We start from the raw sequence: 12,760 nt of genomic DNA, 5'->3' as shown, positions 1-12,760 counted from the left end.
AGCTCGCTCACAGGTGCACCTCCGATCACAGATAATAATCATTTATGAATTGACTTGCCGATTCAGAGGAGAAATCTATAACTCCCCTTCCGTCCCTGTTGTGATGTTTATCGCTACCAATAGTTTCAACCATTCTCTTCTCCAGGAGCAAACCTGTACGCCCATCTTTGAGGCTGTCCCAGTTTACCTGGAAAAGAACACCCATATCTTTCAGGCGATACACTTCATCTTCAAGTTTACTCCTGGAAAAGGGGAGAAGGCTCTTTTTGAAAAGAAAACCGTACCTCTCCACATGTGCCAGAACGATTCTGAATCCCCTCTTCTGCAGGACCTCTATGGCCTCTATGAGGTAATGGGGCCTTGCGCTGGTGGGGAGCTCTACAAGCAATACATCCGTCTCTCCCATAGTAATTACTTCGCCGGTCAGTGCTTCTGGTCTCAAAAAAACCTCCGAACCCAGCAGCACCTCCACCCCCGAGGAGTTGAGAGGAGCCGAGTGTTTCCTCCAGCTTTCCTTGATCGCACCAATATCGGTTGGAGTGCGCGGGGAATAAAGGTGGGGGGTCAGATAAACCCTCTCTGCGCCCCCTGCCTTCATTCTCTCGAGAATCCTTAGCGATTCCTCCATATCTGGACTGCCATCGTCGACTCCCGGCAAGAGATGGGTGTGTAGATCTATGTTCACGCTTCAACCTCACTCAATCACTTGAAGATCCCGACCGCCGAGTTCACTATACTCAGTGACGAGGCAACGATTGACATTATATCCTTAATGTTGACGATCGATGATTGCGGAACGTAAATTATATTTCCGGGAACGAGCTTCACGTTTCCCTTCACGGGGCTGCCCTTCTGCTGGTCCAGGTTGAGCACCATAGGTTCCTTCTGGGGATCCTGGAAGAGGAGTACATTGCCTAGAACCGCGTAGCTGGTCGGGCCGCCTGCTTCTATAACCGCTTCTATCGCTGTCATACCTTCGAGGTATTTCACCACTCCCGGTCTCAGAACCTCTCCGAAGACGTAAACTCTTTGTGCCTGTATATAAGGCACGAAGATAACCGATCCCGGTTCCAGTTCTCTAGTTGAAAGGAGCAGGAAGTTATCCGGTCCGACGGTCAGTTCTTCGGTCTTCCCGGTGCTCTGTATCTGCACCCTTCTGCTGAATTCGAGGCTGTTGAAGCCGCCTGCCATCGTGATCAGTTCGGCCAGTGTCAGTTCTCCGTAGTCACCGATAGAAAAGACGCCCGGGAATTTCACATCGCCGATTATCGACACGTAAGAATCATAATTCTTCAGGGCGATAATCGTGTCTCTATTCTGTAAGAAGCTTCTGGTGAGCTCCTCGGTCTTGAGAGCGTTCAGCAGCTTGATCTTGCCGTCGGCCGATATGACGCTCAACGTGTTGACCGTGTTTCCGAGTCCTCCGGCCATAGCTATTATCTCGGCCACCGATACAGGCTGGGTGCCTTCCAGGGAGTACCTTCCCGGCTTCGGAACGTCTCCTAGCACCGTAACATACGCAGCTTCGAGTGAGGACACGTAAACAAAGGCGTTATCGGGAAGGTTGTCACCCCTCTTCTCCAGGGCGGCAACGGCGAATTCCCTGATTTCGTTCGCGTTCTGGACCAGAATTCTGTTGACGTTCTTCTGGTCAGTAAGACCGCCGGCTTTCGCGACAACATCGACGAGGGACGAACTCTCGTCGCGGTTGAAAGTGTACATTCCGGGATTTCTAACCGCTCCCAGAATGGTTATTCTGGTTACCTTCTTCGGAACTACGATCGTGCTGGCTGTTTCGAGAGTCGCATCGCTCTTTCCCGAAAGGAGTTCCGAGAGCTTCACGGGTATGACCTGCCCCGAGGGCGTAACAACTCTAAGCTCGTCGGAGGCCGTCTCTCTCGCTCCTCCGGCCTTCGTAATAGTTCTCATGACCGTCATTCTCTCTTCAGCGGTGAAATCGTATCTGCCCGTTGAGGCAACTTCACCGGTTATGTAGACGTATCTTTCTCCACCGGGCACAAATACGGTCTGGCCGTTTTTCAGTGTTATGTCCTGACCTTCCATGAGTTGATGCCAGTAAGACTGGTTTTCCAGACCGACGATCTTGATCTCCGAAGAGGCCTCATCGGTCAAACCTCCGGCCTTCGAAATCGCGAGGAGCAGACCGGGGATCTCGGTCTTTGAAAAGGTTACCTGACCTGGGCTGCGCACCTCGCCCAGAACACTTACCGTTACCGGTTCATAAACAGGAACATACACGAAGGCCCGATCCTCAAGCTTCACGTCCAGGGCCTTGCCCTGAAGAATCATTTCAAGATCCATCGTGGTGGTCCTGCCAAATTGGTCGGTAATCTGGACTTTCGACACCAGAGCTTCGGGGGTAGTCCCGCCAGCCCTGGCTATGAGGGTCGATAGGGTCAGCTTCTCGGCGGGTTTGAAGAGAACCGTCCCCGGACTTCTAACGGCCCCGAGAACATAGATCTGCCTGTCGGTGATGGGATAGAGTATTATCGAACCCGACTGGAGCGAAATGTCGCTCTCCTTCAGATCGGAGAGAATTCTCTCCCTCTTGCTTCCGTCGGGAGAGATGATCGTCACCCTGCCGTCGGAGTTGAGATCGAGCAGATTCTCCCTGGCCAGGGCGTTTCTGAGCGTCATAGACTCGCTGGAGCTGAAATCGACCTTTCCACCGCCGCTGTCGGATACTATGTAAACGTACTTCCCGGGGATTTCCGGCACGTATATAACCGAGCCGGAAGCGATCTTAACGTCGGGAGAATCGCCCCTCATTATCCGCTGGAGGTCAAGCTTCTGTCTGCTCTGGTTCTCAACGATCTCGACGCTTCCCGCGGTCGGATCGATTAATCCGCCGGCCAGCGCGATGACCTTCGTAACAGTGGGGAGGTCTCCGTCGTGATCGAGAGTCTTGACGCCGGGAGCCTTGACGCCCCCGATAACGTACACGTAGGAGCTCTCGAGTTCCGGAACGAAGACGGTAGAACCATCTTTTATGTATATGGTCTTCCCGCCGGAAATGATATCCATACCGTACGTGGTCACCGATGAACTGTCGGTGATCATGACGGTTATTCTCTTTTCATCGGCCCGCTCTGTGAAGCCGCCGGCGGCCGCTAGGATGTTGGATAGTGTGAAAGGAACATTCGGTTGAAGCGTGACCGTTCCGGGGTTCCTGACCTGTCCAAGCACCGAAGCCGTGCTGTACGGTTCCGGGTAGAAGATTATGGTACCGGTCTCGATCACCACATCGGCGCTCTCAAGAGATTTGATGCTCACTTCCGTGACCTTCCCGTCTGGCTCTATGGCACGAACGGTCTTCTCCGAGGACACTTCCACCAGGTTGAGCTTGGCCAGCGCGTTCCTCAGCGTGATATTCTCGCCGCTGCCGAAATCGACCTTTCCTCCTTTGTTGCGCGACACAATGTAAACAAACCTGTTATCCAGTCTGGGTACGTATATAAGATCGTCGTATTCTATTTTGACATCGGGGATACTGCCTTTGAGGATCTCCTGCAGATTGACTTTCACACTTTTTCCGGCCGAGAGAACCTCCACGCTCGATATGTCGGCCACCCCCGTGTATCCACCGCTTGAGCTAAGCACCCTGGTGAGTGTGAGATCTTCTCCGTCGACTTCGATCTTTCCCGGTCTGGACACCTCTCCGAAGACGTAAACCCACGAACTCATCTCGGGCACGATGACGATCGCCCCTGCCTGAAGCGGCAGATCACTCTCTTTCAACCGCGAGGCGGCCACCGCGTTGACCTTCCCCGACGGCTCTATAACTTCGATCTCCTTTGAGGAGTTCAGGTTGAGAAGGTTGAGCCTGGCCAGGAGATTCTTCAGAGTGAAACTTTCATTCTCCTTGAAATCTATCCTCCCACCGCTCCCCGGAGCCACGACATACACGTATCTCTCTTCGACCCTCCCCACAAGGACTATCGATTGCACAGAGAGCTTCACATCGCTCCTCAAGGCCTGTTCAGTCGAATAGACCGACTTTCCACCGGGAGAGATTATCTCCACGCCACCGGCCTTTTCGGTGTAGCCGCCGGCCCTCGATATCACTTTGGCCAGAGTGATTTCGTCGAAATTTCCGAACTGCATCATACCCGGAGAGTTGACCTCGCCGGCGATATAAACGCTTTTAACACCGCCGCTAACGAGTATCATAGAACCCGATTGAAGGATCCTGTCCTCGTTGAGACGAACTTCTACACGCTCTCCAGATGGTTCTACCAGTATTAAGCTCTCGTCGCCGGCCGGGTTGTACAAATCCACCTTCACCAGAGCGTTGGCCAGGGTGATCGACTCATCGACGCCGAACTCCACCTTTCCTCCGAAGGTCGGCGAGGAGATGTAAACAAACTTCTCGCTTTCACGCGGAACGAAGATGGTGTCTCCCGGTTTGAGTGGCACATCCTTGATCTCACCTCTCAATAGAGGGATCAATTCGATTCTCAAAGGTTCAGAGAGCTCGCCCCTTATTATAAACAGCTGGCTCCCGGCGCCGGATTTGACACCGCCGGCCTGCCCAATGGCTTGAATCAGGGTCAGTCCATCCCTGAAACTTATCGACGACGGCGAACCCACCTCGCCCAGCAACTTCACCGATTTAACGGAGGAGTCGTTGGCGACCACTATACTACCCGCTGGGATCAACGGGTCAACTGTGACACCGGAGAGCACTGAGTTGAGATCGACCACCCTTTTTCCACCCTGAACGCCCTCTCCTATTATCAAGATCTCATTTCCGTCGGCGTTTTCCGTCAGTCCGCCCGACTGGGCAACCACCTGGGTGAGTGTCAACCCCGGGTTGTACCTTATCAGGGCAGGGGATCTGAACTCTCCGATGCTCCTGATCCAGGCTTTGGCACCGGCAGGTATGAAAAGCGTCGTACCCTCGGCCAGTGTCATCGACGATGCCTCTCCGCCGACCAAAAAAGAAGAGAGGTCTATATGCTTTCTATTTCCGTTGCTCTCGACCAGGAAGGAGGCGGAAAGGTCTGCCCCGTCCTTCAGCCCTCCGGCCAGAGCTATCATCTGCGATACGGTAAGACTGTCCTTCCTCCATTCTATTGCACCAGGCTTGTTAACCTCTCCGAGAACGTAGAACATGAAAGGCGCGTAAGATTTTACCGAGACCGTCACCGGTGGCCTCGTCGCCAGAATTCCTCCACTCAGGTATTTACCAGATAAAAGCGACTCAGCCTCTTCGAGCGTCTTGCCCAGCACCGCCACGCTGCCCAGCGGTGGTATCGACGCGGTGCCGTCCGGCCCCACGACAATTTCTCCCGACAGCTCTGCGGAACCATAGACCGAAACATAAAGAACATCACCCGGTCTGATTTTGTAGGCCGTAACTAGAATGGGCAGGAGTGCCAGAAGCACAATCATGATCGTCTTTTTTAAGTGCATTTTATGTCCCCCTCTCTTTAAATTCTCCTATATCAGTTCTCTTATCAACGCTTTCAATTCGGAAAAATCCGGTGATTTCACGATGTAAGCGTCCGCTGCCCAGGAAGAGAGATCGTGTTTGTAATGCGTGTAGGCCGTGAGAAGAACTATCTTCAAGTCGGGCAACCGCTTTCTCATGAGGCCGGCCAGTTCGAGGCCGTTCATCCCTTCCATCTCTATATCTATCGTAACGAGATCGAAGCGAACTCCGCCGTCGAGGATTTTCTCGGCCTCCTGGGCGTTGCTTGCGACGGTCACTTCGTAACCTTCTTCTTTTAGCTCTTCCTTTAAGAGAAATCTCATGTTTTTCTCATCTTCAACGATAAGTATTTTTTTCACGATCAAACCTCCCAATCTTTTGAACCGGCAATCTGAAGGTGAACACAGTGCCTTTCTCCCCGCTTTCGGCTTCAATTTCGCCTCCGTGCTCCTGAACTATCTTCCTGCATATCGAAAGGCCCAGACCGGTACCCAGAGTTTTAGTTGTGAAGAAAGGTTCGAATATTCTCTTCAGAATCTCCTGAGGAATGACTCTGCCACTATTCCATACCGAAAAGACAACGTTTCTAGGATCTTTATCTATCTTGACAAGCACCTCTCCGTAATGTTCAGATGCCTCAATCGCGTTCTGAACAAGGTTGATTATAACCTGTTTGATTCTATTTTTATCTGCGTAATATTCCAGCTTCTCTTCTTTCGATTCCAGAATTAACTTAACATTATCTTCCTGAGCTCTTTCTTGAAAGCCGTCCAGCACCTCTTTCGTAAGTGCCAGAAGATCGAATCCCTCTTCCTGGATACTGGTTCTTGCTCTGGAGATTTCCAGCACTTCCCTCACTATACCGTCGAGTCTTCCGAGTTCTTCTCTCAATATTGTCGCATATTCTCCCATCTTTTCCCTATCGTTTGTAGCGGCCATTCTTTTGATGAATCCACCTATTATCGTGATGGGATTCCTGATTTCGTGGGCGACTCTGGCCGACATCTCACCGAGGGCGGCTAGCTTTTCTCTGCTCTTGAATTCCTGTTCAAGCTTTCTGCGCCTGGTCACTTCGTCCATGGAGATAATCACGCCGGCGAGATGTCCTCCGCTGTCCTGTCTGAGAGGAGTTATCTTTACGTCGAAGTATCTTTCGCCGAGACTTTCGAATCTCTGATCGCTGAGCGTTATAGTTTCACCGATTCTTAAAACGTCGAAGAGCAACTCCAGGACGCCTTCCAGTTTTCCGGTCAGAATCTCGACATTCTTACCGATCAACTCCTCGCGCTTTGCATCTAGCAAGAGTTCGGCGGTGCGGTTGACCTCGGTTATCTCTCCGAACGGAGAACAGACCACAATCGACGACTCGAGAGACTGAAGAATGCTGGACACGAATTTTCGGTAGTAATTGGAAAGGTTTCTCTCCTTCTCGAGGCTGTCGGTTATCTCCAGCAGCCTCTCGTAATTCCCCGTCAGTTCTAGCGCCACACCGGCGCTATCGGCCAGTAGACCCAGTATTTCCGTGTCGGCGTTACTTATTTTGTTTCCGGTCAGGGCCTTATCGACCACTATGACACCCTGAACGTCCTTTTCCCCGGAAACCGGCGCCACCAAATAATCCTGCGTTCCGACTATTTTGTTGAGCATGGAGAGCTCTTCGCTTCTGAACCGGCCCATGTCGGGTGTTACATGGACAATCTTTCGACGGTTGACGACTCTCTCGAGAATCATATTCCCAAGATATGAAACGGAAATGTGGTTATCTTTATCGGTAACGAAGTGACGTTCTAGCGAAACATACTGCAGATATCTCGAAAGATCTCCGTACACTGCTCTTTCGAACTCTCCGCCTTCGTCTCTCGCGACCTTTGCCTCCACAGTCAGAAGAGCCATGCGCGAGTTTTTCTTTAGAAAGAAAGCCCTGTCGAACCTCAGGCCCGCAGAATGTGTCGCTCCGACCAGGAGAATACTCACTATCCTCTCATAATCTAGGCTCTTCCTCATAGCCTGAGATATCTTGTGGAGCGCGCCCAGCTTGAACAGCTGATCCTTTTGCTCGCTTATCGATTCTTCGTGTTTCTTGCCAAGCTGCTTCAGTTTTCTGACTTCCAGTTCCAGCCTTGAAGTCAGCCGGATCTTGCTTATTGCGACGCCCATTCTCCGGCCGACATCATCGAGCAATCTCACGTCTTCCTCATCCAGATGTCTGTAAGGCCTGAATTCCCCTTCCACTTCCTCCCGGTCGGCGGCCAGAAAGAAGCCTATGAAATCGCCTTCGGAGAGTAGAGGCACGACGATGAAAGATCCCACCGCTGCCCCGTCGTCGAAGAAAACCGAGGATATATCCGATTTTTTCGCCGAAACGAACAGCCTTCCTGAAGTCAGATAGTCCAGCTGCTGGACGGAAAGCTGGAACTCGATGCTTTTCAGGGGACTCCTGCCTTCCCCGATCGCGGCCTTCAGAGCGAATTTACTTCCAGATTGCTCCAGAAAGAAGATCCACCTCACCCTTAGCATTTCTCTGGCGACCTCCATAGAAGAGTAGATCAGACGCTCTATCATCGTTTCGCTCTCAAGTACGGACGTGAGGCGCGATACCAGCTTCAGTCTTCTGTAACCTTCCTGTTCGTAGTTACGTGTCAGCGAATAGTGGAGCGCCATCTCCAGTTCGGAAATCCATCCTTTCAGGGTGCTGGCTATAGACGAGCCACGCGGAAGTGAGAGCAGCCCGAGCGGATCGCCCTCGTGGTTCAAAAAGAGTAGATCCCTCGACTCCTCGGCTGAATCCAAGCGACTGTGCACCGTGACGGTTCCAGAGAAGAGGCCGGAGGTAAACTCTTCCAGCGATTCGTTCGATTCAAGCCTTATCTCCCGGCCGGACCTCTGGAGCTTCTCTCCGAATGCAATCTCTTTGTAAACGCCTTTGTATTTTTCGAGAATGTACAGAGATACATCTTCCGAGAAACCCTCTGAGATCCTCTTCATTAGTCTCTGTATTATCTTCTCGTGCGAGGTTTCAAAATGGACTCTGTTCAGTTTTATCACCACTCGTCTCGGCGACTATCCGGTAGAGCGACCTCATATGTTCTACGTGGCTGCCCTTCCAGTAAACCCTGCCACAGTTTTTGCACTTTCGCAGGTTTTCGTTGTTCAACATTACGTACTCGGGAACCGAGCAGAGATCCTCAGAAGAAGCCTCTTCCAGTTCGCCGTTGCAGACCGAGCAGCGACTGAAGGGCTTCAGACCTTCCACCCGAATTGAGTACCTCTGAAAGACGGACTTCAGCTGACTCCTCCAGTTACTAGACTTGAGAAGATAACAGCGAAGGTGGCTTTTAATGGCCCTTTCTAGAAAACGTTTGCTGGTAGTCAAAAAGATGTCTCTCTCCGTCAGCGAAGAGTCAAAAGTCTGCCAGCCGCAAACGACCGTGTCCAGTCCCAGTATTCTAAGCTTTCTGCCCAATTTTGAAAGCGATTCATCAACGAGGAACTTCATCTGTCATCACCAGGAACGTAAATACCACGTTCGCGTAATTCCTCCTGTCTTTCATTTTCAAAAAACCCATCTCTTCCCTTCCCGCGAAGAGCGATTCTTCCTCTGAGGTTTCGACTATTATCAGCGAGCCTCGGTTTAGTATTGAGCGGTTCTCCAAAAGAGATTTCAAGAAGGGAGGCATATAGTTGCGATCAAAAGGCGGATCTGCGAAAACGAAGTCGAACCGCTCTCCCCTCGCCGCCAGGAGGGGCAGCATTCTACGGAAATCTCCGCAGAGAATATCGAGCTTCATCGAAGGGTCTAGACGGTCCATGTTTCTCCGGATCGTTTTGCATGCCGTACGCGAAACGTCGATAGCCGTCGCCCGTTCGGCACGTCGGCTAAGGGCCTCGAAGACCATCACGCCACTCCCAGAGAAGGGGTCCAGAAAACTTTTCCCTTCCACGTCGATAATATCGAAAATAGCTTTCCGGGCTGTCTGCGGGGTGTAACGTGTCACTTCTCTCTCCGTTACCTCTATCCTTCTGCGGGACCATTCGCCGCCGGTCAACGTCAACAACTATCCCACCTCTATCAGGTTGATGCTATCGGAGAACCTTTTTTCTATCTCAAGGCGTAACGCGCCCAAACTCTGCAAATTTGGATCGTTCTTGAGCAATTTAGCAGCATCATCGCGTGCGGCCATGAGCAGATCGGAGTCCCTAACTATGTCGCCGAGCGAGAACTGCGGCAGACCGTGCTGTCTCAACCCCATGAATTCGCCTGGGCCCCTCAATTTGAGGTCAAGTTCCGCAACCGTGAAACCATCCATCGTTCTGGAGAAATCGCGCAGCCTGTCGAGCGCTTCCTTCGATACTCCGCTACCCAGGACCATGATACAGTAAGATTTCAGCGAACTCCTTCCGACCCTGCCCCTGAGCTGGTGGAGCTGGGCCAGCCCGAACCTCTCAGGGTGTTCGATCACCATGACCGTTGCGGAGGGTATATCTATGCCGACCTCGACCACGGTCGTGGAAACGAGTATCATGCTCTCCTTAGATCGAAAGCGCCCCATGACTTCCTGCTTCTCGAGGTCGCTCATTCTTCCGTGCAGAAGCTCTACGCCCACGCCCTGAAAGACCTCGCTTCTCAACCTCTCCGCCTCGTCGGTGGCGTTTTTCAGATCTATCTGCTCCGACTCCTCTACCAGAGGGTAGATGAAGAAGATCTGGTGTCCCATCTTCAGTTCTTCCATTATAAAGGAGTGCAGTTCACGCGTCCGGCTCCTGGAGATGAGCATCGTCCTCACTGGATTTCGCCCCTTGGGCATGGTCATGATGGTCGATACATCGAGGTCGCCGTACGCCGTCATGGCCAGGGTCCTTGGAATGGGTGTCGCGGTCATGATGAGGCTATCGACGAGGTGTCCCTTCGTGGTCAGCGCCTCCCTCTGCCTCACTCCGAACCTGTGCTGTTCATCGACCACGATCAAGCCGAGATTCTCGAAATCGACCCCTTCCTGTATCAGTGCGTGCGTGCCGATGACGATGTCTATCTCCCCCATCACCAGACCGAGCCTGATTCGGTCCTGCTCGCTCTTCTTGAGCGAACCGGTGAGCAGTTCAACCTTTATTCCCAGCGGTTCGAGATCGCTGGAAAGTTTCTCGAAATGCTGCATCGCCAGAACCGAGGTCGGCACCATCAGTGCGCTCTGGTAACCGGCTTCGAAATTGTCCACCATCGCCAGTTCGGCCACCATGGTCTTGCCTGAACCAACGTCGCCCTGGAGCAGCCTGTTCATCGGATTGGACGACCTCATATCTTCCCTTATCTCTTCAAAGACCTTGATCTGATCGCCCGTCAGCTCGAAGGGCAGTCTCACGATCAGCTTTTTCGAGAGCTCGCCGGAGATGGTTTTCGCGATGCCTCCCCTGCTTTTCCTCAGCTGGGAACGGTTGTAGAGAATGGCCAGCTCGAAGAGGAAGAACTCTTCATAGACGAGATACTTTCTGGCCCTTGCCATCTCGAAAAGGCTGAGGGGAAAGTGGATCGAAGTCATCGCGTGTCTTCTGGACATCAGCTCTCTCTCACTCCCGACGAAATCGGGCAGCAACTCGTCGAGTGACTTCACTACCCCGAGGTTCCTTTTCATTATCTTGCGCATCATGTTCATGGAGATGCCCGAGGTCAGGGAATAAACCGGGAGGATCTCCCGGGGTACTTCTCCCTCTATCTCCTCTATTTCGGGCGAGTTCATTTCCAGCGGGCCGAAAGGCGTTTTCTTCGCCGTTCCGTGTATCAGATAGACGCGTTCCTTCACCAGTCTCTGTAGAATATAGTCCTGATTGAACCACTTGAGAAGAATCTGACCGAAGCCATCGCTCACAACGGCTGAAATGATGGTGTAACCCGAGACTTTTTTCACCGAATAATTCAGGAGTTTCCCCTTTATGCTGACCTTCTCTTCGCCGGCTATCGAGGACAAGGGCACTATCGTTCTCCTGTCTTCGTAGTCGCGCGGGAAATAGTTCACGAGATCTCCCACGGTCTCTATTCCCATACGCTTGAGTATCTTCGACCTCGATTCGCCGACAGAGGTGGCGTACTTGATCGAAGTGGCGGCCGCAACGGGCTTGCCTATAAGACTCAGGATTTCTTCCTCGCTTCTGCTCAAGAAGATTTCGCGGAGCTTATCGATCATCTTGTGGCCGTTCTCTATCCTCGTCATTCTTCTGTCCCGGGGTAGAGAGTCCAGAGGTGAGAAATACGTCAAGAACTTCGCGAGGTACTCTTTCAAAGAAGGGAAGAACTCGAACTCTTCCGGATCGATCAGAGACGAGAGCCTAACTAGTTCCGCGTGAAGAGAAGCTTCTTCGCTTTCCCTTTCGAAAAGCGAAATAACCTCCTCCGCGTTCTCCAGGAAATTTTCCAGAAGCATTATGAACCGTTCTTCTCCCCGTAACAGGCCAGCCCGAAAACGGCGGGTCCGCTGTGACATGCGATGGTGGGCCAGATACGACCGTTTATCAACTCCAGATCCTCCGGCCTTATTCCCAGCGCCTCTTTCAGAGACACTATCGCTCGATCGCGGGTCTCCTCCATCATGGGAAGGTACTCCTCGCTCCCGTATATGGAATAGAGAACAACGTTTTTTCTTCTTTCCTGGAGAAATGCGACAACGTTTGAAATCATCTGTTCCTGGAGCTTTTTCATACCCCTCAGTTTGGCTATGGGAGTTATATACCCCTCATCGTCAACCGAGAGGATTGGTTTTATGTTCAGGAGAGTCCCGGCGAGACCCTGAGCCTTTCCTATTCTACCGTTCTTGATCAGGTACTTCAGGGTCGGAACGCTGAACTCCATGAAAGAGTTGCTTATCGCGCGCGACACTTCCTCCATCACTCTTGAGATTTCCATTCCGCTTTCGGCCAGTTCTATCAACCTCTTGGAGACGAGGAAAGCCCCTATGGAGACCTTTCGGGTATCCACCACGTACACCTCCAGGCCCTCTACCATCTTGGAGGCCATGAGGCATGTTTCATAAAGTCCCGACATCTTCGAGGAAAAATGTATATCGAGCAGTTGCGTGAAGCCTTTGGATTTGATGTCGTTGTAGTATTCGAGAACCTGACCCAGCGGAGGCTGCGCGGTGTGAAAGTCTCTGGAAGAATCGACTATTCTGTAGAACTCGTTTTCCTGGAACTCGAAGCTATCGCTGTATTCTTTTTCATCTATTATCACTTTCATGCCCATTATGAACAGTCCGTGCTTTTCAACAAATCCCTTGATCGGAGCACATCCGGAATCTATGGATATAGCCAGCAAAGCGA

Annotated in this window: 8 protein-coding genes; all 8 read right to left on the bottom strand. The window is 51.9% G+C overall.

Annotated elements, in window-relative coordinates; all coding sequences use genetic code 11:
* Nucleotides 1–25 precede the first annotated feature (25 nt).
* The 8 genes from PKX57_RS05475 to PKX57_RS05440 are packed head-to-tail and all read right to left on the bottom strand — an operon-like array spanning nucleotide 26 to nucleotide 12,755.
* The gene (locus tag PKX57_RS05475) at nucleotides 26–685 is read right to left on the bottom strand and encodes a CpsB/CapC family capsule biosynthesis tyrosine phosphatase (RefSeq protein ID WP_213922258.1); all 660 of its coding nucleotides are present in this window, start codon (nucleotides 683–685) and stop codon (nucleotides 26–28) included.
* 17 nt (nucleotides 686–702) lie between these two features.
* On the bottom strand, nucleotides 703–5,436 hold the full coding sequence (locus PKX57_RS05470; protein WP_472416335.1) for an SLBB domain-containing protein: 4,734 nt from the start codon (nucleotides 5,434–5,436) through the stop codon (nucleotides 703–705).
* 27 nt (nucleotides 5,437–5,463) lie between these two features.
* On the bottom strand, nucleotides 5,464–5,814 hold the full coding sequence (locus PKX57_RS05465) for a response regulator (RefSeq protein WP_213920872.1): 351 nt from the start codon (nucleotides 5,812–5,814) through the stop codon (nucleotides 5,464–5,466).
* On the bottom strand, nucleotides 5,792–8,500 hold the full coding sequence (locus PKX57_RS05460; RefSeq protein ID WP_472416334.1) for a GAF domain-containing sensor histidine kinase: 2,709 nt from the start codon (nucleotides 8,498–8,500) through the stop codon (nucleotides 5,792–5,794). Before PKX57_RS05460 ends, PKX57_RS05465 begins: the two co-directional genes overlap by 23 nt.
* Nucleotides 8,472–8,951, bottom strand: a complete 480-nt coding sequence (locus PKX57_RS05455) for a Mut7-C RNAse domain-containing protein (protein WP_213920873.1) — start codon at nucleotides 8,949–8,951, stop codon at nucleotides 8,472–8,474. The genes PKX57_RS05460 and PKX57_RS05455 overlap by 29 nt, the downstream gene beginning before the upstream one ends.
* The gene (locus tag PKX57_RS05450; RefSeq protein WP_213920874.1) at nucleotides 8,935–9,510 is read right to left on the bottom strand and encodes an RsmD family RNA methyltransferase; all 576 of its coding nucleotides are present in this window, start codon (nucleotides 9,508–9,510) and stop codon (nucleotides 8,935–8,937) included. The genes PKX57_RS05455 and PKX57_RS05450 overlap by 17 nt, the downstream gene beginning before the upstream one ends.
* A complete protein-coding gene (gene recG / locus PKX57_RS05445; protein ID WP_472416332.1) occupies nucleotides 9,511–11,868 on the bottom strand; it encodes an ATP-dependent DNA helicase RecG in 2,358 nt (785 codons plus the stop codon).
* Nucleotides 11,868–12,755 carry a DegV family protein gene (locus tag PKX57_RS05440; RefSeq protein WP_213920876.1) on the bottom strand — a complete coding sequence of 296 codons (888 nt, stop codon included), beginning with the start codon at nucleotides 12,753–12,755 and terminating at the stop codon, nucleotides 11,868–11,870. The genes recG and PKX57_RS05440 overlap by 1 nt, the downstream gene beginning before the upstream one ends.
* Nucleotides 12,756–12,760 lie beyond the last annotated feature (5 nt).

Source organism: Mesotoga sp. (genome assembly GCF_035363035.1).
Lineage (GTDB): Bacteria > Thermotogota > Thermotogae > Petrotogales > Kosmotogaceae > Mesotoga.
Note: the sequence above shows the minus strand (reverse complement) of the source record. Positions and strands in the feature narration are given on the sequence as shown.

Bases quoted from the DNA above. Each gene is read 5' to 3' on its own strand.
- PKX57_RS05470 (WP_472416335.1), bottom strand. From the start codon at position 5,436: ATGCACTTAAAAAAGACGATCATGATTGTGCTTCTGGCACTCCTGCCC.
- PKX57_RS05455 (WP_213920873.1), bottom strand. From the start codon at position 8,951: ATGAAGTTCCTCGTTGATGAATCGCTTTCAAAATTGGGCAGAAAGCTT.
- recG (WP_472416332.1), bottom strand. From the start codon at position 11,868: ATGCTTCTGGAAAATTTCCTGGAGAACGCGGAGGAGGTTATTTCGCTT.